Raw genomic sequence first — 25,459 nt, 5'->3', positions numbered from 1 at the left:
CAACCCCCGCCCCGGTAGCGTGGGCACCGCCGGTGATCCCGGCCCCGCGTACCGCCTGCCCGGGCCGGGAGAACAGGCCGGGAGAAGTGGAGGAACCCGCCGGTGAAGCGGCCGACCATCGCCGACGTCGCCCGACGCGCCGGAGTGTCCAAGGGCGCCGTGTCGTACGCGCTCAACGGGCAACCGGGCGTCTCGGAGGCCACCCGGCAGCGCATCCTGGCCATCGCCGCCGAGATCGGCTTCAGCCCGAGCAGCGCCGCCCGCGCGCTCTCCGGCGCCACCGCCGACGCCGTCGGCCTGGCCCTGTGCCGACCGGCCCGGATCCTCGGCATCGAGCCGTTCTTCATGGAGCTGATCAGCGGCGTCGAGGCCGAACTCTCCGCCCGGTCGTACGCGCTGACCCTCCAGGTGGTCGCCGACCAGGAGGCGGAGATCGCGGTCTACCGGCGCTGGTGGGCCGAGCGGCGGGTCGACGGCGTCCTCGTCTGCGACCTGCGCACCGATGACATCCGGGTGGCCGCCCTGGAGGAACTCCAACTACCCGCCGTGGTGATCGGCGGCCCGGGGCACACCGGCACGTTGGCCAGCGTCTGGTCCGACGACGCGGCGGCGCTGGCCGAGACGGTGGAGTACCTGGTCGCGCTCGGCCACCGCAAGATCGCCCGGGTGGGTGGCCTACCCTCGCTGCGGCACACGGAGATCCGCACCGACGCCTTCGCGCAGGTGTGCGGCCGGCTGGGACTCACCGAGGCGGCGACCGTATGGTCCGACTACACCGGGGAGGAGGGTGCCCGCGCCACCCGACGGCTGCTCAGCTCGGCCCAGCGCCCCACCGCCCTGATCTACGACAACGACGTGATGGCGATCGCCGGGCTCTCCGTGGCCCAGGAGATGGGCCTCGGTGTCCCGGCCGACCTGTCCATCGTGGCCTGGGACGACTCCCCACTGTGCCAGCTGGTGCACCCACCCCTGACCGCGCTCAGCCGGGACATCCCCGCCTACGGCGCGAACGCGGCCCGCCAACTGCTCGCCGTCATCGCCGGCGAGCCGGTCGGCGGCCTCCAGGACGAGACGCCACACCTGATCCCGCGCGGCAGCACCGCACCGCCCCGGCCGAGGTGAACCGGTTCAGTGAACGGCCGGCGCGGTCCGCTCAGCGGAACGCCGACGGGAACTCGGTGAAGTAGGCCTCGACCCGCTCGGCGGTCGCCGGACGCGCCAGCGCGAATCCCTGGCCGTAGCGGCAGCCCGCCCGCGCCGCCCGGTCCACGTCCGGTTCGGACTCCAGCTCGGCCATCACCACCGTCACCCCCAGCCGCTCCCCCAGGCCCACCACCACGTCGATCAGCGGACGGGCACCCTCGTCCGGCCCGACCGGCTGCGGCTGCACCTTCAACAGGTCGATCGGCAGCCGGCGCAGCCGGGTCAGGGAGGCGTGCTCGGCCCGGAAACTGTCCAACGCGGTGCGCACCCCCATCGCCCGCAGCCCGGCCAGCCGGGCCACCACCATCGACAGGTCGGCCCCCAGCCCGGGCTCGGCGATCTCCAGCACCAGCCGTTCGGCCGGGACACCGTGCCCGGCCAGCACCGTCGCCACCCGGGGCACCAGATCCGGCGCCAGCAGCTCGGCCAGGGTGAGGTTGACCGCCAGCCACAGTTCCCGGCCCCCGCACGACCAGTCGGCGAGCTGCCGGCAGGCCCGGTCCAACACCCACCGGCCCAGCTCACCCAGCAGGCCCAGATCCTCGGCGACCGGCAGCAACTCGGCCGGCAACACGGTGCCGAGCACCGGGCTGCGCCAGCGCAGCAGCGCCTCGATGCCGGCCGGCCGCCGGTCGGCCAGCGCCAGCACCGGCTGGTAGACCAGGTCCAGCTCACCCCGGGCCGCCGCGCCGGGCAGCTCCCGTTCCAGGTCCAGCCGGCGGACCAGCTGATCCTCCAGGCAGGGGTCGTACCACTCGACCCGGTTCCGGCCGAGCTGCACGGCCCGGCGACGGGCCAGGTCGGCCTGACGCAGCACGTCCCGCGGGCCGCCGCCGGTCAGCTCGGCCAGGCCCACCGCGACCCGTAGCCGGGCCATCCCCGTCGGCACCGGCCACGGCTCGGTCAGCGCGGCCACCAACCGTTCGCCCAGCGCGTACGCCGGCACCGAGGCGGCGTCGGTGACCAGCGCGAACTCCGTGCCGGACAACCGGGCGACCAGATCGCGCGGACCGACCACGTCGCGCAGCCGACGGGTGGTGACGGCCAGCAGGGCGTCGCCGTCCACCCCCGGCCCGGGAGCGTCCTGGGTCGGGCCGTTGCCGTGCACGTCGACCAGGAGCAGCGCGCCGGGCGGACCGGCCCGCTCGTCGAGCACCCGGAGCAACTCCTGCCGGTTGGCCAGCCCGGTGGCCGGGTCGGTGGCCGCCACCCGACGCAGTTCCCACTCCAGCCGACGGCGGTCCCCGACGTCCCGGACGTGCAGCACCACCGCGGCCACCTCCGGCACGTCGCGCTGGTCGCTCACCGTCGACTCGACCTCCCGCCAGGCACCGTCACCGGCGCGCATCCTGGCCACCAGCAGCGGCGGACCACCGTCCTCCGGCGGCGCGGCCAGCCGGGCCAGCACGTCCGGCGCGTCGTCCGGGTGCAGCAGGTCGGCCAGCGCGAGCCCGCACACGTCGTCCTGACGCAGCCCGAACCAGCGCTCACCGGCCGCCGACAGCCACCGCAGCCGCAGCCGGTCGTCGAGCACCAGGACCAGGTCGCGGCCACCCGAGACCAGCGTCCGGAAGTACGCCTCGCGGGCGGCCAGCCGACCAGCCCGCCGCCGGTCGTCGGTCGCGGAGATCAGCTCCCGGCCCACCAGCGGCGGGATCACCGCCAGCCCCAGCAGGACGGCGCTCGCGTTGAAGCCGCCGACGACCGCCAGGTGAGCGGCCGCGGCCACGGTCGCCACCGCCGCCGGGGCGGTCACCCAGGGCCAGGCGGGCGGTGGACCGGCCGGACCGGGCGGATCGCCCGCCACGACGCGGGCCATTCCGGCGACGGTCAGCAGCGCCCCGCCGACCAGCAACGGCACCACGGTCAGCAGGGCCACCACCGGAGCCCGGTAGGCCACCAGCGCCACCAGACCGGCCAGCCCGAGCAGGACGGTCGCCGCCCCGGCCCGGCAGCGGGCCGCCCCGGGACGACGACGCCGGTCGGCCAACGCGCTCACCAGCAGGCCGGCCAGCCCGGCCGCGCCGAGGGCGGTGACCACCCGGACCACCGGCGGCACCGGACCGGAGGGCACCAGCACCCAGCCGGCGAAGAGCAACGCGGTGCCCAGGCCGAGCACGTCCACCCCGCGTCGCAGCCGGGCCCGGGGCCGCAACCGGGAGTGGCCGGGCAGCAGGAGCAGGCCGGCGGCGTACGTCGCGCAGGTCGCGCCGAGCCCGGCCACCGCGACCCCGATCCGCCAGCCCGCCGGCACCAACGGTGACACCGCGACGGTCAGCGCGGCCAGCGTCACCGCGACGTCGAGCAGGGCGGCCGCCCGGCGGCAGAGCCGGCTGCGCCGGTCCCGGCCACCGGCGACGGCCAGCCGGAGCAGCCGCCCGACGACCGGGGCACAGCCGCCGACGCCGGCCAGCGCGACGGCCGCCAGTGGTGGCAGGACACCGGCCAGGCCGGCCCCGACCAGCAGCGCAGCCAGCACCGGGGAGGCGACCAGTGCGAAGAGAGGACGACGGACGAGGGGAGCGTCGGTCACGGCGGTCACCTTCGTGAGGGGGACACGGGCCGGTGCAAGGGGGGTTAGCAGCTAAACGAACGCCGACCGCACCGGTTACGGCCGCCGACCGTGACCCACGTCACCTACCCGCCGGCCCCTCGGCGGCGGGAACGGCGTGGACGGCCCGGCCGGGGCCACCCGGGACGGGGGTGGAATCATCGGGGGGTGAGCCGCGCCGACACCATCCGTTTCCGGCACCACCAGGCCGTCCTGGTCGCGGCCGTGATCGCCACCATCGGCGCGCTGCCGCTGGCCGCCGCCCGGACGTACCTGCTGCCGGTGCTGCTCGTCCCGTTGGTCGTCGCGGCCTGGGCCTGGCGCTCGGGCACCGACGCCGACCGGCGCGAGCTGCGGTTGCGGGCACTGGTCGGGAGCCGCCGGGTGCCCTGGGAGCAGGTCGTCGCGTTGACCGCCGACCCGCGCGGCCGGGCCGTCGTCCGGCTCGCCGACGGACAGCAGCTCCCGCTGCCCGCCGTCCGGGGCGTGGACCTGCCCCGGCTGGTCTCGATCACCGGGCAGGCCCTGCCCGACCCCCGCTGAGCGGCGTCAGTAGCCGTCCTCCACCCGGTTGACCAGCGGCGTACCGGCGGCGTACCGGCGCACCTGCTCCCCCACCAGCCGGTACGCCCGCGGCAGCAGACCGCTGACCGAGCCGGCGACGTGCGGGGTGAGCAGCACGTTGGGCAGCTCCCAGAGTGGATGGTCGGCGGGCAGCGGCTCCGGATCGGTCACGTCCAGCGCCGCCCGCAGCCGACCCGAGGTCAACTCGGCGACCAGGGCCGAGGTGTCCGCCACCGGCCCCCGTGCGGCGTTGACCAGCAGCGCCCCGTCCGGCATGGCGGCCAGGAAGTCGGTGTCCACCAGGCCCCGGGTGGCGTCGGTCAGCGGCACCAGCAGCACCACCACGTCGGCCCCGGGCAGCAACCGCGGCAACTCGGCCACCGCGTGCACCCCCTGGGCCGGCCGGGCGGTGCGGGCCACCAGGGTGAAGGTGACGTCGAACGGGGCCAGCCGGCTCCGCACCGCCGCGCCGATCGAGCCGGCCCCCACGATGAGCACCCGTTTACCGGTCAGCTCGTCGGTCGGGGCGACCCGGTCGTACGCCCACTCCCGTCGGGCCTGGGCGCGGGCCAGCGCCGGGAAGCCGCGCAGCTGGGCGAGGATCGCGGCGACCACCCACTCGGCGGTGCCGGCGTCGTGCACCCCCCGGGCGTCGCACAGGGTCACCCCGGCGGGCACCCGACCGGCCCAGGCGTCCGCCCCGGCGGAGAGGAGCTGGACCACCGCCAGGTCGGGCAGCCGGTCGAGCATCGCCAGGGTCTCCGCACCGGCCAGGAAGGGCGGTACCCAGAACCGGACGTCCGCCGGGTCGCCGGGCGGGTCCGCCGGATCGGTCCACGGCTGTACGGTGACACCGCACGGCACCGGCCCGAGCAGTTCGACACCGGCGGGATGGGGAATCCATACCTTCACGCGTGCCGACGATAGCCCTCCGACGGCGGGCGGTTCCGACGGGTCGGCCGACCGACGCCGCACCGGGCGATGTCGCCCACCTCAGCAGGCGACCGTCGGGCGGCAGGGGTATAACCGAGGGTCGGGACGTCGTACGGCGTCCCCCATCACGGCAGACAGGTGGTCGATGACCGAACGCACCGAACGGCCGGCCGTCGCCATCCCCGCGCTGGCCGAACCGGGCCGGCTGCGGTCGCTGACCGACACCGGCCTGGACGCCGCGCCGGACGAGGCGTTCGACCGGTTCGCCCGGCTGGTCAGCGACCTGCTCGACGTGCCGGTGGCGCTGGTCTCCCTGGTCAGCGAGACCCGACAGTTCTTCCCCGGCGCGGTCGGGTTGCCCGACCCGTGGGCCGACCTCCGGCAGACCCCGCTGAGCCATTCGTTCTGCCAGCACGTGATCGACACCGAGATCCCGCTGGTGCTGCCGGACGCCCGGCTCTACCCCCGAGTCCGGGACAACCTGGCCGTGCCGGAGCTGGGCGTCGTCGCGTACGCCGGGATGCCGCTGACCGACCTGGACGGCCGGGTGCTCGGCTCGCTGTGCGCGATCGACAGCAGACCCCGCGCCTGGACGAAGGCCCAGCTGCACACCCTGGCCGACCTGGCCGCGGCCTGCTCCTCGGAGCTGCGGCTGCGGATCGCCCTCGACGCGGCCGAGTCGGCCCGCCGGCTGGCCGAGCAGGCGCACGAGCGGCTCAACCTGCTCGCCTCGCTGAGCGAGACCCTGTCCGACACGCTCGACGTGGAGACGGCCGTGGGGCGACTGGCCGACGCGGTGGTACCGCTGCTGGCCGACTGGGCCATGGTGACCCTGGTCGACCAGGCAGGCATCCCCCGGTGGGTCACCGCCGTGCACCGCGATCCGGCCCGTGCCGCCGAGGTGGCCCGGTTCGGCGAGGTGGCGCTCGACCGGCTCGGCCCCGCCTCGATCACCCGTACGGTGCTCCGGACCGGCCAGCCGGTGCTGCGCGATGTCGCCGACCTGGCCGACGTCCGGCGGGCCAGCGACGCCCCGGAGCTGGTCACCCTCGCCGAACGGCTGGGCTTCGCCTCGCACCTGACCGTGCCGGTGCCGGCTCCCGGCCGGGGCGCGCTGATGGGTGTGGTGACCCTGGTCAACGGGCCGGACCGGCGGGCCTTCGACGACGACGACCTGGGCACCGCGCTGGAGATCGGTCGTCGCGCCGGGCAGGCCGTCGGCAACGGCTGGATCTACGGTGAACAGCGGCACGTCGCCGAGGTGCTGCAACACAGCATGCTCCCGCAGTTGCCACAGAGCCCGTGGGTCGAGCTGGTGGCCCGCTACCAGCCGGCCGCCGACCGGGTGGAGGTGGGCGGCGACTGGTACGACGCCTTCGTCCAGCCCGACGGCGACCTGATCGCGGCGATCGGGGACGTCGCCGGCCACGACATCGAGGCCGCCGCGACGATGGGGCAGCTCCGCAACCTGGTGCGCGGCAACGCGTACGGTCGCGGTGATCCGGTGGACGAGCTGATGCGGCGGCTGGACGCCACCATCTCCGGGCTGCGTATCCCGACCGCCGCCACGGCGGTGCTGGCCCGGCTGCGGCCCACCCCGGACGGGGTGTCCGTCACCTGGTGCAACGCCGGCCATCCCGCACCACTGCTGGTCACCGCCGGTGGCGACGTACGACTGCTCGACGGCCGGCGGGAGCCGCTGCTGGGGTTGACCCGTCCGGTCCCGCGGACCGGGGCGGAGGTGCTGCTCGGCCCCGGGGACACCCTGCTGCTCTACACCGACGGGCTGGTGGAGCGGCGGGACCAGCCGATCGACGAGGGCATGGGCCAGTTGTGCGAACGGGTCGCCGCCGCCGGTGCCCGACCGACCGCCGAGCTGTGCGACCTGCTGCTCGGCGCCGGGCAGCGGCGTGAGGACGATGTCGCGCTGCTGGCTCTCCGGGCCAGGTGAGCGCCCGACCGCCGCCGGCGGCCGTCAGCGGCGGTCGGCTGGGTGCTGCCGTCGGCGACGGCCGGACTGGTCGGGCCGTCGGCGACGGCCGGACTGGTCGGGCCGTCGCCGACGGCCGGGCGGGAGTGGATCCGCGGGCTAGGCTGGGCCGGGTGACCGCCCGTCTCCCGTACCCCCGCACCGCCCGGGTCCGCGCGGCCCTGGCGACCTCCGGCGTCGCATTGCTGCTCACCGGGTGCAGCCTCGGTCCGCCGGAGCCCGACCCGGCCGGCGAGCCCCCCAACCTGCCGACCCCGTCGGTGTCGGCGACCGTTCCCGGGCAGCAGGTGGTGACCACGGTGCTGGCCAAGGGCTTACGGGTGCCGTGGGGGATCGCCTTCCTGCCGGACGGGGCGGCCCTGGTCACCGAACGGGACACCGGCCGGATCCTCCAGGTCGGGCCGGGGTCGGGGCCGCAGGGGCTGACCGTGACCCCGGTGCAGACCGTGCCGGAGGTGGCCGCGTCCGGCGAGGCCGGGCTGCTCGGCATCGCCGTCTCCCCGGCGTACGCGCAGGACCGTTCGGTCTTCGTCTACTACACCACCGCGCAGGACAACCGGGTGGCCCGGTTGACGCTGGGCGGCACCCCCACCCCGGTCCTCACCGGCATCCCCAGGGCCGGCAACCACAACGGCGGCGGGCTCGCCTTCGGCCCGGACGGGCAGCTCTACGTCAGCACCGGCGACGCCGGTGACCGCGCCGCCGCCCAGGACCGGGCCACCCTGGCCGGCAAGATCCTCCGGATCACCCCGGACGGCAAGCCGGCGGCCGGCAACCCGTTCCCGGGCTCACCGGTCTGGTCGCTGGGGCACCGAAACGTGCAGGGCCTGGCCTGGGACGCCGCTAAACGGATGTACGCCACCGAGTTCGGACAGAACACCTGGGACGAGATCAACCGGATCGACCGGGGCGCGAACTACGGCTGGCCGACGGTGGAGGGACAGGCCGGGGACGGCCGGTTCGTCGACCCGATCGCCCAGTGGGGTACCGAGGAGGCGTCCTGCTCGGGGCTGGCGGCCACCGGCCGGCTGCTGGCCGCCGCCTGCCTGCGCGGGGAACGGCTCTGGCTGGTGGAGCTGACCGACGGCGGCACCGTGCTCGGTGCGCCCCGGGACCTGCTCACCGAGAAGTACGGCCGGTTGCGGGCGGTCGTCGCCGCTCCGGACGGCTCCCTCTGGGTCTCCACCTCCAACCACGACGGGCGGGGCGATCCGGTGCCGGAGGACGACCGGCTGTTGCGGCTGGTCTTCGCCGACGGCGGTGCCGGTCGGAGCTGACGACACGCCGACGGCGGTGCCGGTCGGAGCTGACGACACGCCGACGGGCCGGACAGCCGGGCAGGTACCGGGCGGATCGGCTGCCCGTCGGCCGGGTTTGCCAAGATCTTTCACTGGGCAGGTCACAATCTCAGCATGGACGGTCAGGAGAACGAGCAGCGCGGGGCCGGGGGCGGCGACGCCCCCATCCGGCGTGAGCGGCGCGGGCGCACCTGGTGGCCGGCCGGTCGGTCGGGGCAGGCCCGGCGGGTCGGCGTGGTGCTGGCGGTGCTGCTGGTCGCCCTGACCGGAACGGTCATCGGGGTGTTCGCCGCCGGCCGGGTCAGCACCGACATCGGCCCGTTCCGCGCCGACCTGACCCTGGTGCCGGCCGTACGCGGCGGCACCACCGTCGACATCCCCCCGCTGGGCGCGCTCCAGCTCGACAGCCACCGGGGACCGACCCACCTGACGGTCGGCCTGGGCGCGCTGGACCAGCGCAAGACCGAGGCGTTGATCGACGACCCGGCGAGCATCAGCCGGGCCAGCCAGTCGGCGGTGACGGACGTCCGAAACGGGGTTCTCCGGCTCGGGCTGCGCACCCTCGGCGGGGCGGTGCTGGCCACCCTGCTGCTGGCCGCGCTGGTCTTCCGGGACACCCGGCGTACCGCGTGGGCCGGCGGGCTCGCCCTGGCGGTGACCGCCGGCAGCCTCGGCCTCGCGGCGGGCACCCTGCGCCCGCAGGCCATCGAGGAGCCCCGCTACGAGGGGCTGCTGGTCAACGCCCCGGCGATCGTCGGCGACGCGCGCCGGATCGCCAACGACTACAGCCGCTACGCCGAACAGCTGCAACGGTTGGTGGGCAACGTCAGCCAGCTCTACACCACGGTGTCGGCGCTGCCGGTGTACGAACCGGCACCGGGCACCACCCGGGTGCTGCACGTGTCCGACATGCACCTCAACCCGACCGGCTGGCAGTTGATCCGTACCGTGGTCGAGCAGTTCGGCATCGACGTGGTGATCGACACCGGCGACCTGACCGACTGGGGCAGCGAACCCGAGGCGTCCTACGTCGGCTCGATCGGCCTGCTCAAGAAGCCGTACGTGTACATCCGGGGCAACCACGACTCGCCCAGGACGGCGGCGGCGGTGGCCCGCCAGCCGAACGCCGTCGTGCTGAACAACTCGACCACCACCGTCGCCGGGCTGACCATCGCCGGCATCGGCGATCCCCGGTTCACCCCGGACAAGGAGACCTCACCCGCCGGCAGCGGGCTCACCGCCCAGGTCGCCAACCAGGTCATCGGGGCCGGTGAGACGCTCGCCACCACGGTCCGCAGCTCACCGCGACCGGTGAACATCGCGCTGGTGCACGACCCGGCCTCGGCCGGACCGCTCTCCGGCACCTGCCCGCTGGTTCTGGCCGGGCACACCCACGCCCGGCAGATGTCCAAGCTGCCACAGGTGGACGGCCAGCAGACCACCCAGCTCATGGTCGAGGGCTCCACCGGCGGTGCCGGGCTGCGTGGCCTGGAGGGCGAGAAGCCCACCCCGCTGTCGATGTCGGTGCTCTACTTCGACCAGCAGAAACTCCTCCAGGCGTACGACGACATCACCGTCGGGGGCACCGGTCAGGCCCAGGTGAACCTGGAACGCCACGTGATCCGCGATCCGGCGAAGGGCGCCGACGTCCCGGTGACCCCCACCCCGACCCGGGGCGCATCGGAGTCCCCGACCCCCTCCGGTACCGCTCCGACGCCCACCTCGCCGACCCCCAGCCCGACCCGCTGACGACCAGCGAAAGGCGGCGGCGGGCAGGCCGGCCACATGCAGGCGGCCACGGGCAGGCGGCCATGCGTGACCGGCAGCCCGGAACCGGCAGCGCGGAGCCGGCAGCCATGGCGGTACCCCGCCGTCGGGCACTGACGCGTCGACGTCCTCGCGCCACCCGAGCCCATCCTCCGCTCGACGTCACCAAGGGTGATCGTGGACCACACCCACCTACCCACACTCGAAGACTTTGCTCTGCCGCCCCATCGGCGACAGTCACCCTCTGTCATGGCGCCGCCTGCCGCACCATTGACATTCCTCCACATTTTCCCTGATCAGAAGAGCGTCGCCTCCGTAGCAGCAGAGCAAAGGAGGGGAATCGGGTGGTGGGGGCTGCCGCATCGAACACTCAGGGTCACCTCACCAGTGTCGGTCGCGGATTTTACGGATGGTAACCAAATCGGCAGCTCGTTCCGCTGGTGGATGGTGGGCACGGCACCGCCACTACCGAACAGAGGACAACGCCCGCGCCAGATCTGCGGATAGGTGCGGCGGCGACGTGGGTGGCACGACAGTCACCGCCGCCTCACCCACCTGGACGTCCGGCGCGGTCAGGACCACGTCGTCGTCCGCGACGGACCGGGCCAGGCAGACAGCCAGATCAGGCGGACCGGGCCAGGCAGACAGCCAGATCAGGCGGACCGGGCCGGGCCAGGCAGACAGCCAGATCAGGCGGACCGGGCCGGGCCAGGCAGGCAGATCAGGCGGACCGGGCCGGGCAGATCAGAAGAGGCAGGCCAGGCCGCACGGACCAGACAGACCAGGCCGCACGGACCACACAGAGGGTAGAACAGGCAGACCATGCCGCATAAACCACGAAAATGGCAGAACGGGCAGACCAGGCCACACGGGGCCACGAAAAGGGCAGAAAAGTAGGGCGAGAAAGGGAGAGGGGCGGGGCGGTCAGCGCAGCGACAGCGCGGCCAGGGCGGCGTTGACGATGCTGCCGGGGAGCAGGTCGTGCAGTTCGTACAGCTCGTGGACGCTGCCCGACTGGCCGAACTCGTCCACCCCGAGCGGCACCGCCGGCACCCCGAGCGCCGACCCGAGCCAGGCCATCGCGTGCGAGGCGGCGTCGTGCACGGTCACCAGCGGGGCACGGTCGCCGAAGGCCGCCCGCAACGCGCCGGGGACGCTCGGCACGGTCGCCGTGCGGACACCCTGACGCAGGGTGCGCTGCCAGGCCCGGTACAGCCGGTCGAGGCTGGTCACGTCGACCACGTGCGCGGCGATGCCCTCCTCGGCCAGCTCGGCGGCGGCGGCCAGCGTCTCCGGCAGCACCGCCCCCGAGGCGGCCAGGGTGACCACCGGCGCGTCCACCAGGTGCGGGTGCGTCTGGTGCGCGTCCACCAGCCGGTACGCCCCGGCGACCACCTGCCGGCGCAGCACCGCGTCGCCGAGGCGGACCCGGGCCGCCTCGAACGGCGTCTGGTCCAGCGGGCGGGTGCTCAACCGGAAGTAGTACGCCCCGTCCTCGGCCGGCGCGGCGGTGGCGGCCGGCGCGGCACCCTGCGCGATCTGCCCGAGCGCGTCGCAGAGCAGCCAGTCGAGGCTGGTCGCGTACGCCGGTTCACAGCAGGTGACGCCGGGCAGCTCCAGGCCGACGGAGGCGGTGATGGTGGACTGGTGGGCACCGCCCTCCGGGGCCAGCGTGATCCCCGACGGGGTGCCGGCCACCACGAACCGGGAACCCGAGTAGGTGCCGTAGAGGAACGCGTCCAGGCCGCGCAGCACGAACGGGTCGTAGACGGTGCCCACCGGCAGCAGCGGCTGCCCGGACAGGTCCCACGCCAGGCCGAGCTGCCCCAGCAGCAGGAACAGGTTCATCTCGGAGATGCCCAGCTCGATGTGCTGCCCGGTGGGGCTCTCCGTCCAGCGCAGCATCCGGTCCTCCGACCAGGACCGCCGTTCGGTCGGGGCGAAGACCCCGGTCCGGTTGAGGAACCCCGCGAGGTTGGTGGAGGTGGCCACGTCCGGCGCGGTGGTGACCAGGTAGGGCGCCACCTGCGGGTTTCGGGCCAGCTCCACCAGGACCCGGCCGAAGGCCTCCTGGGTGGAGACCGGCCGCTGCGTGCGTACCCCGGTGGCCTCCGGCACGGTGACCCCCAGCGAGCGTCGGCGCGGCGCGCGGGCCAGCGCCTCACGGCGTGCGCCGGCCCGGATGCCGGCCGGGATCGCCGGGTCCAGCCGGTCCCACTCGGTCCCGGTGGTCAGGCCGTGCGCGGTCCGCAGCACGTCGATCTGCGCGGTGGACAGCAGCGCCGAATGGTTGCGCGGGTTGCCGGCGAGCGGCAACCCCCACCCCTTCACCGTGTACGCGAACACGACGCTGGGCCGGTCGGTCACCGCGTCGCACTGGGCGTACGCGTCCAGCATCGCCGCCAGGTCGTGCCCGCCCAGGTCGGTGACGAGCGGGGCCAGCTCCTCGTCGGTCAGGTCGGCGATGAACTCGGCGATCCCGGCCGGCGCACCGTCCAGGAACCGCTCCCGCAACGCCGGCCCGGCCAGCCCGAACAGCGACTGGTACTGCTCGTTGGGCATCCGGTCGATCCAGTCCCGCAGCGCCGCACCACCCGGCCGGGCGTACGCCTGCGCGAGCCGGCGACCGTACTTGACCTCCACCACGTGCCAGCCGGCGGCCTCGAACTGCCCCCGCCACTGGTCGATCCGGATGCCGGGGACCACCCGGTCCAGCGACTGCCGGTTGAAGTCGACCAGCCACATCACGTTGCCCAGGCCGGTGGTGGCCGGATCGGCGACCGCCTCCCAGACGTTCCCCTCGTCCAGCTCGGCGTCGCCGATCAACGCAACGAACCGGGAGTGCGGTCGGGCCCCGAAGTGGGCGTCCACGTAGCGTCGGGTCACCGCGGCGAACAGCGGGGCCGCCGCGCCCAGCCCCACCGAACCGGTGGAGAAGTCCACCGCGTCCGGGTCCTTGGTCCGCGACGGGTACGACTGCAACCCGCCCCGCGCCCGCAGCCGTGTCAGGTAGGACCGGTCCAGGTTGCCCAGCAGGTACTGGATCGCATGGAACACCGGGGAGGCGTGCGGCTTGACCGCCACCCGGTCCTCGGCGTCCAGGTGGGCGAACCAGAGCGCGGTCATCGCGGTGACCAGGGAGGCGCTGGACGCCTGGTGCCCACCGACCTTCACGCCGTCGCCGGTGTCCCGGTCGTGGTTGGCCGCGTCCACGATCCGGGTGGCGAGCCACAGCACCCGTCGCTGGATCTCGTCGAGGACATCGAGGTCGTGCTCGTTCACGGGTCACTCCATCCGGGCGTCGCCGTTGACGCCCTCCGGTGGTGAGGTGCCGCGCGGATCACGCGCGTACCCCGGGGAAGGGTGAGGGCCACCGCCGGGTCACGGCGGCGGCCCTCGCCGGTCGCGGGCCGGAACCCCCCGGTTCCGGCCCGCGCGGGTCAGCCCTGGACGCCGAGGCGCTCCAGGATCAGGTCCCGCAGGGTCTTGGCGTCGGCCTGGCCACGGGTCGCCTTCATCACCGCGCCGACCAGCGCGCCGACCGCCGCCACCTTGCCGCTGCGGATCTTGTCGGCGATGGCCGGGTTGGCGGCGATCGCCTCGTCCACGGCGGCGGTGAGCGCCCCGGTGTCGGAGACCACCTCCAGGCCCCGGTTGGTCATGATCTCGGTCGGCGAACCCTCACCGTCGACCACGCCCTCCAGCACCGTCCGGGCCAGCTTGTCGTTGAGCTTGCCCGCGTCGACCAGGCCCTGGAGCTCGGCGACCTGCGCCGGGGTGGCCCCGATGTCGGCCAGCTCGGTGCCGGTCTCGTTGGCCCGGCGGGACAGCTCACCCAGCCACCACTTGCGGGCCGCCGCCGGGGTGGTGCCGGCCGCCACGGTCGCCTCGATCAGCTCGACGGCACCGGCGTTGAGCACCGACTGCATGTCGAGGTCGGACAGGCCCCACTGCTCCTGGAGCCGGCGACGGTGCAGCCGGGGCAGCTCCGGCAGGGCCGCCTTCAGCTCGGCCACCCAGGCGGTGTCCGGGGCGAGCGGCACCAGGTCCGGCTCCGGGAAGTAGCGGTAGTCGGTGGCGGTCTCCTTGGACCGGCCCGGCGTGGTGTCCCCGGTGTCCTCGTGGAAGTGCCGGGTCTCCTGGGTGATCCGGCCGCCCGCGTCGAGCACCGACGCCTGGCGCAGGATCTCCGAGCGGACCGCCCGCTCCACCGACCGCAGCGAGTTGACGTTCTTGGTCTCGGTGCGGGTGCCCCACTCCTCGCCCGGCAGGTTGAGGGAGGTGTTGACGTCGCAGCGCAGCGACCCCTCCTCCATCCGGACGTCGGAGACGCCCAGCGAGCGCAGCACGTCCCGCAGCTCGGTCACGTACGCCTTGGCCACCTCGGGGGCGAGCGCGCCGGTGCCCGGGACCGGCTTGGTGACGATCTCCACCAGCGGGATGCCGGCCCGGTTGTAGTCGACCAGCGACTCGGTCGCGCCGTGGATCCGGCCGGTGGCCCCGCCGACGTGCAGCGTCTTGCCGGTGTCCTCCTCCAGGTGCACCCGCTCGATGCCGATCCGCACCAGCTCGCCGTCGACCTCGACGTCCAGGTAGCCGTCGGAGCACAGCGGCTCGTCGTACTGGCTGATCTGGAAGTCCTTCGGCATGTCCGGGTAGAAGTAGTTCTTCCGGGCGAACCGGCACCACGACGCGATGGAGCAGTTCAGCGCCAGGCCGATCCGGATGGTCGCCTCGATGGCCGCCTTGTTGGCCACCGGCAGCGACCCGGGCAGGCCGAGGCAGACCGGGCAGACCCGGGTGTTCGGCTCGCCGCCGAAGTCGGTCGGGCAGCCGCAGAACATCTTGGTGTTCGTACCCAGCTCGACGTGGGTCTCCAGGCCGATCACCGGCTCGTAGCGCGCAACGACCTCGTCGTACGCGGGCAGTGTCGTCGTCATCTGAACTCCAGCCTCACAGTGCCGGTGGGGTGAACGTGCCGACCACGGACTCCAGCGCGGCGGCGACCCGGTACATCCGGTCGTCGGCCATCGTCGGGGCCATCACCTGCAGGCCGACGGGCAGCCCCTCGGACAGGCCGCACGGCACCGAGATGCCCGGCCCGCCGTACAGGTTCGTCGGGATGGTGAACAGGTCCGCCAGGTACATCTGGTACGGGTCGGCGGTGCGCGCCCCGACCGGGAACGCCACGAACGGCGTGGTGGGCGAGATCAGCGCGTCGACCTGCTCGAACGCCGCGGTGAAGTCCCGGGTGATCAGGGTACGGACCTTCTGCGCCTGCCCGTAGTAGGCGTCGTAGTAGCCCGAGGAGAGCGCGTAGGTGCCGACCATGATCCGCCGCTTGACCTCGGCGCCGAAGCCGGCCTCCCGGGTCAGCGACATGACCTCCTCCAGCGACCGGTTCCCGTCGTCGCCGACCCGCAGGCCGAACCGCACCCCGTCGAACCGGGCCAGGTTGGAGGAGCACTCGCTCGGCGCGATCAGGTAGTACGCCGGCAGCGCGTACCGGAAGTGCGGGCAGGACACCTCGACGATCTCCGCGCCCAGCTTGGCCAGGGTGTCGACCGACTCGCGGAACGCGGCCATCACGCCCGGCTCCGCGCCCTCGCCGGTGAACTCCCTGACGATGCCGAGCTTCACCCCGGTCAGGTCGCCGCTCGCACCGAGCTTCGCGGCGGCCACCACGTCCGGCACCGGCTGCGGGATGGAGGTGGAGTCACGCGGGTCGTGCCCGCCGATGACCTGGTGCAGCAGCGCCGCGTCGAGCACGGTCCGGGCGCACGGGCCGGGGGTGTCCAGCGAGGAGGAGAACGCGACCAGGCCGTACCGGGAGGTGCCGCCGTAGGTGGGCTTCGCGCCGACGGTGCCGGTGACCGCGCCGGGCTGGCGGATCGAGCCACCGGTGTCGGAGCCGATGGCCAGCGGGGCCTCGTACGCGGCCAGCGCGGCGGCGCTGCCCCCGCCGGAGCCGCCGGGGATCCGGGCCAGGTCCCACGGGTTGTGCGTCGGGCCGTAGGCGGAGTACTCGGTGGAGGAGCCCATTGCGAACTCGTCCATGTTGGTCTTGCCGAGCATCACCGTGCCGGCCGCGCGCAGCCGCTGCACGATCGTCGCGTCGTACGGCGGACGCCAGCCTTCGAGGATCTTCGAGCCGACCGTGGTCGGCACACCCTTCGTGGTGAGCACGTCCTTCACCGCCACCGGCACCCCGGCCAGCGGCCCCAGCTCCTCGCCGGCCGCCCGCCGGTCGTCGACCGCGCGGGCGGCGGCCAGCGCCCCCTCGGTGTCGACGTGCAGGAACGCGTGCACCCGGTCGTCGACGGCGGTGATCCGGTCCAGGTGTGCCCGGGTCACCTCGACGGCGGAGGTCTCCCCGGCGGCCACCAGCCCGGCCAGCTCGGTCGCGGTCATTCTGGTCAGGTCGGTCATGCCGTCGCCTCGCTCCGCTCACCGGCGCCCCGGACACCCGGCGCACTGGGCTCGATGGTCCACCTGTCACGCCCGCTCACGACGCCACGTCCTCGTCCAGGATCCGCGGTACGCGGAACCGCTGCTCGGCGACGTCGGGGGCACCCGACAGCGCCTCCTGCGGGGTCAACCCGGGCACCACCACGTCCTCGCGGAGCACGTTGGTCAGCGGAACCGAGTGCGAGGTCGGCGGGATGTCCGCCGCCGTGACCTCGCCGACCTGCGCGACCGACTGGAGGATCACGTCCAGCTGGCCGGCGAAGGTGTCCAGCTCCTCCTCGGTGACGGCGAGCCGCGACAGTCGCGCGAGGTGCGCGACCTCCTCGCGGGAGATGGCGGCCATCGGTGCCCCCTTCGTGACTGTGCTGCTGCGTCTGGGTGTGCCGGCCGCGTCGTCGGCGGGATGACGCGCGGTGACCGGAGCGAGTCTATTGTCCTGCGCGCACGCCGACGTCTCCGACTCCCCCTCCCGCCCGGAGCGGCCGGCCCGCGTCACCCCCGGGTCCGCCCGCGGTCGGCCCCGCCGTGGCCACCGGCGCGGTCCGCCCCGGCCGCCCCGGCCGGGCACCGGGCGGTCAGCGGGCGTGCCGGCGGGGGATCTCGGCGTCCGGGCTCGGGACCGGGCTCAGCGGGCGGTAACGGGCCAGCCAGGCTGCCAGTTCCTCGGCGGGCATCGGGCGGGCGTAGAACCAGCCCTGCGCGGCGTCGCAGCCGGCCGCGTACAGCAACCGCCAGGTCCGTTCGTCCTCCACCCCCTCGGCCACCACCCGCAGGCCGAGCGCCCCGGCCAACTCGATCGTCGACCGGACGATCGCCGCGTCGTCGGCGTCGTCGGCCATCCCCAGCACGAACGACCGGTCCACCTTCACCTCGGACAACGGCAGCCGGCGCAGGTGCTGCAACGACGAGTAGCCGGTGCCGAAATCGTCCAGCGAGATGGCCACCCCGAGCTGGTGCAGCCGGGTGATGGTGGCGAGCACCCGTCGGGGGTCGGCCATCAGCGCCCCCTCGGTGATCTCCAGTTGCAGCCGTTCCGGGCGTACCCCGCAGTGGGCCAGCCGGTCGGCGATCCGGTCGACGATCTCGTCGGTGTGCAGGTCACGGACACTGACGTTGAGCGACGCCCGGAGCGTGATCCCGGCCGCCGACCACTTGGCGAGCTGCTCCACCACGTCCTCGACCACCCGGTAGGTGAGCAGACGCATCACGGCGCTCTGCTCGGCCACCCGGATCAGCTCCTCCGGGTCGACCATCCCCCGACGCGGGTGCCGCCACCGCAACAACGCCTCCACCCCGACCACCTCCCCGGTGGCGATGGCGACCTGCGGTTGGTAGTACATGGTGATCTCGCCGCTCTCCCCCGTGCCCCCGGCCGGGCCGCCCCCGCCCGCCGGGTCGCCGGCCGCCGGCCGGGCCGTCCGCCCGGTCGGCCCGGGTGTCCCGCCCGCCCCGGATCCGGGCGGGGGCGAGCCGGGCGGCGCCGGCCGGTGCGGCGGGTCGCCGCGGTGCCGGCGGACCGGGTCGGCACCGGTGAGGATGCGGTTCAGCAACTCGTCGGGCTGGGCCGGGGCCGGCCGGGGACGTCGGCGGGGCAGCCACCACGGGCCGGTAGCCGGGTCGCCGCCGGGATCCGGAGCGGCGCCGGTGCCCGGTCCACCGGCCGGGACGTCCGTACCCGGCGGACCGGTCGCCAGCCGGGGCGGCAGCACCGCGCCGTCGCCACCCCGCACGGTCCGCCCGGCTGCCGGCCTCGCCTCCAGTACGCGGCGCAGGTCGGCCAGGAGCGCCAACCGCTCGGCGGAATGGTGGTCGGACTCGGCGGTGTACACGGCCACGGTGTCGTGGCGGTGCTTGGCGTCGTACATGGCGACGTCGGCGTGGCGCATCAGGGTGGCGTAGTCCGCGCCGTGCTCGGGATAGAGCGCGATGCCGATCGAGCCGCCGACGTCCAGCGGCAGCCCGTCCAACGACACCGGCTCGGTCAGCGCGGCGGCCACCCGACCGGCCAGCTCCCGCGCCCCGTCCACACCGTCGAGCCCGCCGGCCACGATGGCGAACTCGTCACCACCGAGCCGGGCCAGCAGGTCCCGGTCGCGCACCACCCCGGCCAGCCGGGCGCTCACCTCGACCAGCAGCCGGTCCCCGACCGCGTGGCCGAGCGCGTCGTTGACGTTCTTGAACCGGTCCAGGTCGATCAGCAGGAGGGCCAGCCGCCCGCCGGGCTCACCCCGGGCGACCCGCTCGGCGTGCCGGTGCACCTGCTCGGCCACCTCGGCGAGCAGCGCCTTGCGGTTGGGCAGGCCGGTGAGCGGGTCGAGGGCGGCGAGCTGTTCCTGCTCGTCGGAGAGGTAGGCCATCCGGTAGACCGCGAACAGCGGCACCAGCACCAGCGGAATCAACGCGGCGGTGGCCCGCGCGGCGGTGACCAGGACCGGGGCGAGCAGCAGCAGCGAACCGGTGGAGAGCAGCTCGAACGGCAGCCCCTGTCGGGCCGCAGGCCACCACCGGCCGCCGAACCGCAGTCGCAGCGCGGTGCTGACCAGTCCGTAGTTGACCACGAACCAGGTGACCGTCGCGCCGGCCGCGGCCAGGACGTCGGTCCAACCCGGCCGGTGGCCGTCGAACAGGCCGCCCGGCCCGAGCCGGAGCACCAGGTACGCGGCGGCCAGCGCACAGGTGTACTGGGCCGCGTTGAAGGCGGTCCGCCAGGGGGCGTGTCCCAGCCGTACGCCGGAGACGACGACCGCGACGGTCTGCACGAGCACCGCCGGGCCGAGCCCCCAACCGAGCAGGATGGCGAAGGTGAAACAGGTGGAGGGGAAGACCGCGGAGGTCTGTCGGCGTCCCGAGGGCACGAAGGGGCGGGCGTCGCACCCGACCGCGAGCACCGCCATCGTCCAGAACGCCGCCGACAGCAGGTCCGGACGACCGGCGAGACCGACCAGCGGCAGGACGGAGACCACGACCGCCAGGCCGATCACCCCGGCGACGAGGCACAGGAACGGCGTCTCCCGCCCGGACGGGAGGCGGTTGCGGGGATCGGCGGACTCCATCGCACCTCCCGGGCACACCCCGTCAGGGTGTACGCCGGCCGTACACCTGCCACCATGAAACGCCCTGCCGGCCGGTGGACCCGCACGACAGTCACGAATCGGGTGTAGTCGTGACTAAGTTGGTATACGACCCAAGAGTCGCCTATGGGTGGAGCGGGACATGCGACGTCCGGCCGGCGCGGGTCGGGTGCGGCACCGGCCGGCGGTCGGGTCAGCTCTCCTCGACCCGGGCCACCTCCCGGGCGGCGTCCGGGCCGGCGTCCAGCAGCACCCGGAAGCCGTCCTCGTCGAGCACCGGCACCTTCAGCCCGGCCGCCTTGTCCGCCTTGGAACCGGGGTTGTCGCCCACCACCACGAAACCGGTCTTCTTGGAGACCGAGCCGGTGACCTTCCCGCCCCGGCTCTGGATCGCCTCGGCCGCCTGGTCCCGGCTGAACCCGGCCAGCGTGCCGGTCACCACCACGGTCACCCCTTCCAGCGGGCGCGGCCCCTCGTCGACCGCCTCCTCGGCCATCCGTACCCCCGCCGCGGCCCACTTGCGGACCACGTCGCGGTGCCAGTCGACGGCGAACCACTCCTTGATGCTGGCGGCGATCGTCGGGCCGACACCGTCGACCGAGGACAGCTCCTCCTCGGCCGCCGCCTCGATCGCCTCGACAGAGCGGAAGTGCCGGGCCAGGGCCTGTGCGGCGGTCGGGCCGACGTGCCGGATGGAGAGCGCCACCAGCACCCGCCACAGGTCGCGTTCCCGGGCCACGGCGAGGTTGTCGAGCAGCTTGGTCGCGTTGGTGCCGAGGCTGCCGTCCTTGTTGACGAAGAACGGGGAACGGGCGAGCCGTTCGGCGTCGAGGGAGAACAGGTCGCCCTCGTCGGTGATGATCTCGGCATCGAGCAGCGCGGCGGCACCCTTGTAGCCGAGCACCTCGATGTCGAATCCGCCCCGCCCGGCGAGGTGGAAGACCCGCTCCCGCAACTGCGCGGGACAGCTGCGGGTGTTGGGGCAACGGATGTCGACGTCGCTCTCCTTGGCCGGGGCGAGCGGGGTGCCGCAGGACGGGCAGGTGGTCGGCATGACGAACGGACGGGCGTCGGCGGGACGCAGCTCGACCACCGGACCGAGCACCTCGGGGATCACGTCGCCGGCCTTGCGCAGCACCACCGTGTCCCCGATCAGCACCCCCTTACGCTCGACCTCACGGGCGTTGTGCAGGGTGGCCTGGGCGACCGTCGAGCCGGCCACGTGCACCGGCTCCAGCACCGCGTACGGGGTGATCCGACCGGTCCGCCCGACGCCCACCTCGATGTCGAGCAGCCGGGTGTTGACCTCCTCCGGCGGATACTTGAAGGCGATCGCCCAGCGGGGCGCCCGGCTGGTCGAGCCGAGCCGGCCCTGGATGGGGACCGGGTCGACCTTCACCACCACCCCGTCGATCTCGTGCTCGACGTCGTGCCGGTGCTCGGCGTAGTGGGCGACGTACTCCGCCACCCCGGCGAGGTCCGGCACCACCCGCCAACGGTCGCTGGTCGGCAGTCCCCACGCCTTCAGGGCCGCGTACGACTCGGACTGGGTGGCCGGACGGAAGCCGGTACGGGCGCCGGTGCCGTGCACCACCAGCCGCAGCGGCCGGGACGCGGTGATCCGTGGGTCCTTCTGGCGCAGGCTGCCGGCGGCCGCGTTGCGCGGGTTGGCGAACGGTGCCCGGCCCTGCTCGACCAGGGTGGCGTTGAGGTCGGCGAAGCCGGCGACCGGGAAGTAGATCTCGCCGCGTACCTCCAGCAGCTCCGGAACGTCGGGGAACTCGTCGGACGGGGTGAGCCGGGCCGGCACGCTCCGGATGCTGCGGACGTTGGCGGTGACGTCCTCGCCGGTGCGCCCGTCGCCCCGGGTGGCCGCCCGCACCAGCCGACCCTTCTCGTAGGTCAGGTTGATGGCCAGGCCGTCGACCTTCAGCTCGCACAGGTAGGGCACCGGTCCACCGGCGTCCCGCTCGACCCGCTCGGCCCAGGCGGCCAGCTCCTCGTCGGCGAAGGCGTTGTCCAGTGAGAGCATCCGCTCGGCGTGGGTGACCGGGGTGAAGTCGGTGGAGAACGTGCCGCCGACCCGCTGCGTCGGTGAGTCCGGGGTGCGCAGCGCCGGGTACTCCGCCTCCAGCGCCTCCAGCTCGCGCAGCTGCCGGTCGAACTCGGCGTCGGGAATCGTCGGCGCGTCGAGGACGTAGTAACGGTACTGGTGTTCGGTCAGCTCCTGGCTCAGCGTGGCGTGCCGCTCCCGCGCCTCGGGGGTCGGCTCACCACCGGCCGCCGCCTCCTGTGCCGCACTGACCTGCTGGGGAACCTCTTCTTCCGACACCCTGTCGCCTCCGGACATCGTGCGAACCTCCCCGGTGATCACGCTACTGGAGCACGGTAACGGGCCGGTGGGACATTCCCCCGGCCTCCCCCACCGCGCCCGACGGGCGCCCGCCGTCCGACCGTGCGACGATCGCCGCACCTCGGCGGCGCGGTGCCGCCCGGACGGAGGCGGGGTATCGATGCCGGAGTGGGTGTGGTGGGGGCTGCTGATCGTGCTGGCGGTCGTCGCCGGCTGGGTCTGGAACGAGTGGCGTCGACGCGGTGGCCGACCCTCCAGCGGCGGCCAGCGCACCCGGCCGCCGCGTGGCACCCCGCCCCGCGACCGGGCCCGACCGACCGCGCCACCCCGCCCCCGCACCCCCACCGGTACGCCCCGACCGGGTGACATCTGGTGGGCGGACGTGCCGTTCCACGACGGCACCGGCTCGAAGGTCCGGCCCTGCCTGGTGGTGCGGGCCGACGACCGGGGTGCCGAGGTACTCAAGATCACCAGCCAGGACAAGAGCGACCGGGACGACCATGTGCGGATCCCGACCCGGGACTGGGATCCGGACGCCGAACACGACAGCTGGCTCGACCTCGCCGAGCCGCTACGGATCCCGGCCGACGCGTTCTCCCGCCGGGCCGGCGGCTGCGACCCGGCCCTGTGGCGTCAGGTGAAGCGCCTGCACGGACGGCGCAGCCCGGCCTGACCGATCCGCGGCGGGTCAGTCCCAGGCCGTGCCGAGGGTGGTGAGCTGGTCGGCGTACTCGATGCGGGTGGACCAGCCGGGCGGCCAGGCCGGCAGCCCGTGCGCGGCCCCGAGGAACGCGCCGGCCAACGCGGCGATCGAGTCCGAGTCGCCCGCGGTGGCCGCCCCCCGGGCGATCGCGGCGACCGGGTCGTCGGGGTGCCACAGGACGCAGAGCAGCGCGGTGGTCAGCGCCTCCTCGGCGACCCATCCCTCACCGGTGTACCGGCACGGGTCGCCGCCGTCGTCCGGCCGGCGCAGCGCGGCGGTGAGCCGGTCCAGCGCCTCCAGGCACTCGTCCCAGCCCAGCGTGACGAACGCGGCCGGGGAGTCCGCCCCCGACCGTTGCCACAGGTCACCGAGCCAGTCGTCCCGGTACGTCCGCCGCTCGGTGCGGGCCCGGTCGGCGAGCAGGCCGGGCAGCTCCGCCGGTGCCGCGCCGCCCCGCAGCAGCCGCACCGCGTACGCGGTCAGTTCGCTGGCGGCCAGGCCGGTCGGGTGGCCGTGGGTGAGACCGGCCTGGAGCTGGGACAGCCCGGCGAGGGTGTCCAGGTCGACGTCGAGCAGCCCGACCGGGGTGACCCGCATGTTGGCGCCGCACCCCTTCGAGTCGATCACCGTCGCCTGCTGCCAGGCCAACCCCCGACCCAGCTCTCCGCAGGCCCGCAGGCAGGTCATCCCCGGTGCGCGGTTGTTGTCCGGGCTGGCGGCCCAGTCCAGGAAGCGCTGCCGGAGCAGCGGTTCGACCACCTCCGGGGTGTGCGCGGGGGCGTCGTACAGGGCCCACCCCACCGCGAGCGCCATCTGGGTGTCGTCGGTGACCAGCACCGGATCGCCGACCAGTTCCCGTGGCCCGCCGGGGCCGTACCGACGGTGGATCTCCGGTACGGAGAGGAACTCGGTCGGCTTGCCGAGCGCGTCGCCGTAGGCCAGCCCGAAGAGCGAACCGGAGGCGCGGCGGAGCGGGGATTCGGTCACGACCCGATCATGCCCCGCCCCGGCCACCCCGGCACGCCGGCGGCCGGGGTGGCGACCAACGGCCGACGGCCGACGGCCGACGAGCGGCGGGCGACGACCGGCGGCCGACGACTGACGACCGACGGGCGGCCGTCAGTCCCAGCAGAGACAGAAGGGGTGGCCCACCGGGTCGGCGTAGACCCGGAAGCCCTCCCCCTCGCCGGGGAGCCGACGGGCGCCCAGGGCGAGCGCCGCCTGCTCGGCCACCTCGATGTCGTCGACCGTGACGTCGAGGTGGATCTGCTGCGGACGGGCCGGGTCCGGCCAGGCCGGGGGGATCAGGTCGGGTGCCTGTTGGAAGGCGAGCCGGGGCGACCGCCCGACCGGTCCGCCGAGCACCACCCACTCGTTGCCCTCGGAGTCCTCCTCGACCAGGGGCAGCCCGAGCAGTTCGGCGTAGAAGCCGGCCAGGGCGCGCGGGTCGGGGCAGTCGATGGCCACGGTACGCAGTTGTCCGATCATGACCGTCATCCTGCCCACCCGGTACGACGGAAAACCCTCACGCCTCGTGCAGCCGCCGCCCGGCGTCCCGGCAGGCGGTCAGGACGGCACGGGCATGCTCCGGGGTGGCCCCGGCCAGCCCACACGCCGGGGTGACCACCACCTGTTCGGCGAGTTGACGGCGCGGGAAGCCGAGCCGGTCCCAGAGCCCGCGTACCCGGTCGGCGAGCTGGGCCGAGGTCGGTGGGTGGCCGGCCGACGACGGCTGCGTCGGTGCCACCCCGGCCAGCAGGCCGAACCCGGCGTCGATCGCCTCGCCCAGCGGGTCCAGATCGGTGAGCAGGGCGAGGTCCAGCGCCACCCCGACCGCCCCGGCGGTGCGCAGCAGCTCCAGCGGCACGTCCGACGCGCAGCAGTGCACCACGGTCGGCACCCCGACCGCGTTGATCACCTCGCCGAGCAGACCACGGGCGACGGCGGTGTCCACCGGTCGGTAGGTGCCCAGCCCGCTCTCGGTGCGCACCCGACCGGCCAGGGCCGCCGGCAGCGACGGCTCGTCGAGCTGGAGCAGCACCGACGCCCGGGGCAGCCGACGGGCCACCGCCTCGACGTGCAGCCGCAGCCCCTCGGCCAGCGAGGCGGTCAGCTCCCGTACCGCCCCGGGGTCGCGCAGCAGCCGACCGCCGATCGGCAACTCCACCGCGGTGGCCAGGGTGAACGGCCCCGCGGCCTGCACCTTCACCGGCCCGGCGTACGCCTCGGCCTGCTCGGCGAGCTGGTCCAGGTCCCGTTCCATCAGGTCCCGGGCACGGCGCAGGTCCCGGCCGGGGCGGGGGGCGATCCGCCACCGGGCGGCGTACAGCTCGACCGGCAGCTCGACCAGCAGCCCGCCGGTACGCCCGATCAGGTCAGCGCCCGGCCCCCGGGCGGGCAACTCGGGCAGGTGCGGCAGGGCGGGCAGTTCACCGAGGACGATCCGCTGCGCCTCGGCGATGTCGGTGCCGGGCAGCGAACCGATGCCGGTCGCCGAGCCCACCGGCCAGGGCCAGAGTTGCTGTTGGGTCACCGCCGAAGGGTAACCGTCCCCGGCG

The 25,459-nt window shown here is 74.3% G+C and carries 17 protein-coding genes; 6 read left to right on the top strand and 11 right to left on the bottom strand.

The genetic code is table 11. From position 1 onward, the window contains the following. The first annotated feature begins 102 nt into the window (after positions 1-102). Positions 103-1,122: a LacI family DNA-binding transcriptional regulator gene (locus O7612_RS07720; protein ID WP_282271733.1), complete on the top strand. Its 1,020-nt coding sequence runs from the start codon at positions 103-105 to the stop codon at positions 1,120-1,122. A 31-nt stretch (positions 1,123-1,153) separates the two neighbouring features. Here O7612_RS07720 and O7612_RS07715 read toward each other — a convergent pair whose 3' ends face one another. After that, positions 1,154-3,736, bottom strand: coding sequence for a GGDEF domain-containing protein (locus tag O7612_RS07715; protein ID WP_282271732.1), 2,583 nt, complete (start codon positions 3,734-3,736; stop codon positions 1,154-1,156). 186 nt (positions 3,737-3,922) lie between these two features. Here O7612_RS07715 and O7612_RS07710 point away from each other — a divergent pair, with 186 nt between their 5' ends. Beyond that, complete coding sequence (locus tag O7612_RS07710) at positions 3,923-4,297, top strand: PH domain-containing protein (RefSeq protein WP_282271729.1); 375 nt, start codon at positions 3,923-3,925, stop codon at positions 4,295-4,297. Positions 4,298-4,303: 6 nt separating this feature from the next. Here O7612_RS07710 and O7612_RS07705 read toward each other — a convergent pair whose 3' ends face one another. Beyond that, positions 4,304-5,230 carry a 2-hydroxyacid dehydrogenase gene (locus tag O7612_RS07705; protein ID WP_282271727.1) on the bottom strand — a complete coding sequence of 309 codons (927 nt, stop codon included), beginning with the start codon at positions 5,228-5,230 and terminating at the stop codon, positions 4,304-4,306. 166 nt (positions 5,231-5,396) lie between these two features. Here O7612_RS07705 and O7612_RS07700 point away from each other — a divergent pair, with 166 nt between their 5' ends. From O7612_RS07700 to O7612_RS07690, 3 genes are all read left to right on the top strand, one after another. After that, positions 5,397-7,202 carry a SpoIIE family protein phosphatase gene (locus O7612_RS07700; RefSeq protein WP_282271726.1) on the top strand — a complete coding sequence of 602 codons (1,806 nt, stop codon included), beginning with the start codon at positions 5,397-5,399 and terminating at the stop codon, positions 7,200-7,202. 152 nt (positions 7,203-7,354) lie between these two features. Continuing rightward, positions 7,355-8,518: a PQQ-dependent sugar dehydrogenase gene (locus tag O7612_RS07695; protein WP_282271725.1), complete on the top strand. Its 1,164-nt coding sequence runs from the start codon at positions 7,355-7,357 to the stop codon at positions 8,516-8,518. Positions 8,519-8,653: 135 nt separating this feature from the next. Beyond that, on the top strand, positions 8,654-10,288 hold the full coding sequence (locus tag O7612_RS07690) for a metallophosphoesterase (protein WP_282271723.1): 1,635 nt from the start codon (positions 8,654-8,656) through the stop codon (positions 10,286-10,288). Between the two features lie 942 nt (positions 10,289-11,230). On the opposite strand, the gene O7612_RS07685 is transcribed toward O7612_RS07690, so the two are convergent. The 6 genes from O7612_RS07685 to ligA all read right to left on the bottom strand — a co-directional run bounded on the left by O7612_RS07685 (position 11,231) and on the right by ligA (position 22,177). Continuing rightward, positions 11,231-13,588, bottom strand: a complete 2,358-nt coding sequence (locus O7612_RS07685) for a transketolase C-terminal domain-containing protein (protein ID WP_282271722.1) — start codon at positions 13,586-13,588, stop codon at positions 11,231-11,233. Between the two features lie 158 nt (positions 13,589-13,746). After that, the gene (gatB, locus tag O7612_RS07680; RefSeq protein WP_282271720.1) at positions 13,747-15,246 is read right to left on the bottom strand and encodes an Asp-tRNA(Asn)/Glu-tRNA(Gln) amidotransferase subunit GatB; all 1,500 of its coding nucleotides are present in this window, start codon (positions 15,244-15,246) and stop codon (positions 13,747-13,749) included. A gap of 13 nt (positions 15,247-15,259) precedes the next feature. Further along, positions 15,260-16,735, bottom strand: a complete 1,476-nt coding sequence (gene gatA, locus O7612_RS07675) for an Asp-tRNA(Asn)/Glu-tRNA(Gln) amidotransferase subunit GatA (RefSeq protein WP_282271718.1) — start codon at positions 16,733-16,735, stop codon at positions 15,260-15,262. Positions 16,736-16,811: 76 nt separating this feature from the next. Next, positions 16,812-17,117: an Asp-tRNA(Asn)/Glu-tRNA(Gln) amidotransferase subunit GatC gene (gene gatC, locus O7612_RS07670; protein ID WP_067307096.1), complete on the bottom strand. Its 306-nt coding sequence runs from the start codon at positions 17,115-17,117 to the stop codon at positions 16,812-16,814. Positions 17,118-17,349: 232 nt separating this feature from the next. After that, the gene (locus tag O7612_RS07665) at positions 17,350-19,827 is read right to left on the bottom strand and encodes an EAL domain-containing protein (RefSeq protein ID WP_282271714.1); all 2,478 of its coding nucleotides are present in this window, start codon (positions 19,825-19,827) and stop codon (positions 17,350-17,352) included. Positions 19,828-20,038: 211 nt separating this feature from the next. After that, entirely contained in the window at positions 20,039-22,177 is a 2,139-nt protein-coding gene (gene ligA, locus O7612_RS07660; RefSeq protein ID WP_282273833.1) for an NAD-dependent DNA ligase LigA, read from the bottom strand. Between the two features lie 181 nt (positions 22,178-22,358). On the opposite strand from ligA, the gene O7612_RS07655 reads away from it, so the two are divergent. Beyond that, positions 22,359-22,871, top strand: a complete 513-nt coding sequence (locus O7612_RS07655) for a type II toxin-antitoxin system PemK/MazF family toxin (protein ID WP_067314841.1) — start codon at positions 22,359-22,361, stop codon at positions 22,869-22,871. 15 nt (positions 22,872-22,886) lie between these two features. Here O7612_RS07655 and O7612_RS07650 read toward each other — a convergent pair whose 3' ends face one another. The 3 genes from O7612_RS07650 to O7612_RS07640 all read right to left on the bottom strand — a co-directional run bounded on the left by O7612_RS07650 (position 22,887) and on the right by O7612_RS07640 (position 25,434). Continuing rightward, entirely contained in the window at positions 22,887-23,888 is a 1,002-nt protein-coding gene (locus O7612_RS07650) for an ADP-ribosylglycohydrolase family protein (protein ID WP_282271710.1), read from the bottom strand. A gap of 132 nt (positions 23,889-24,020) precedes the next feature. Continuing rightward, entirely contained in the window at positions 24,021-24,389 is a 369-nt protein-coding gene (locus O7612_RS07645) for a VOC family protein (RefSeq protein ID WP_282271708.1), read from the bottom strand. A 37-nt stretch (positions 24,390-24,426) separates the two neighbouring features. Further along, positions 24,427-25,434, bottom strand: a complete 1,008-nt coding sequence (locus tag O7612_RS07640; RefSeq protein ID WP_282271706.1) for a methionine synthase — start codon at positions 25,432-25,434, stop codon at positions 24,427-24,429. Positions 25,435-25,459 lie beyond the last annotated feature (25 nt).

The sequence above is a fragment of the Micromonospora sp. WMMD987 genome (assembly GCF_029581435.1).
In the GTDB taxonomy this organism is placed as follows: Bacteria; Actinomycetota; Actinomycetes; order Mycobacteriales; family Micromonosporaceae; genus Micromonospora; species Micromonospora rifamycinica.
This window is presented reverse-complemented; position numbering and strand designations above follow the sequence as displayed.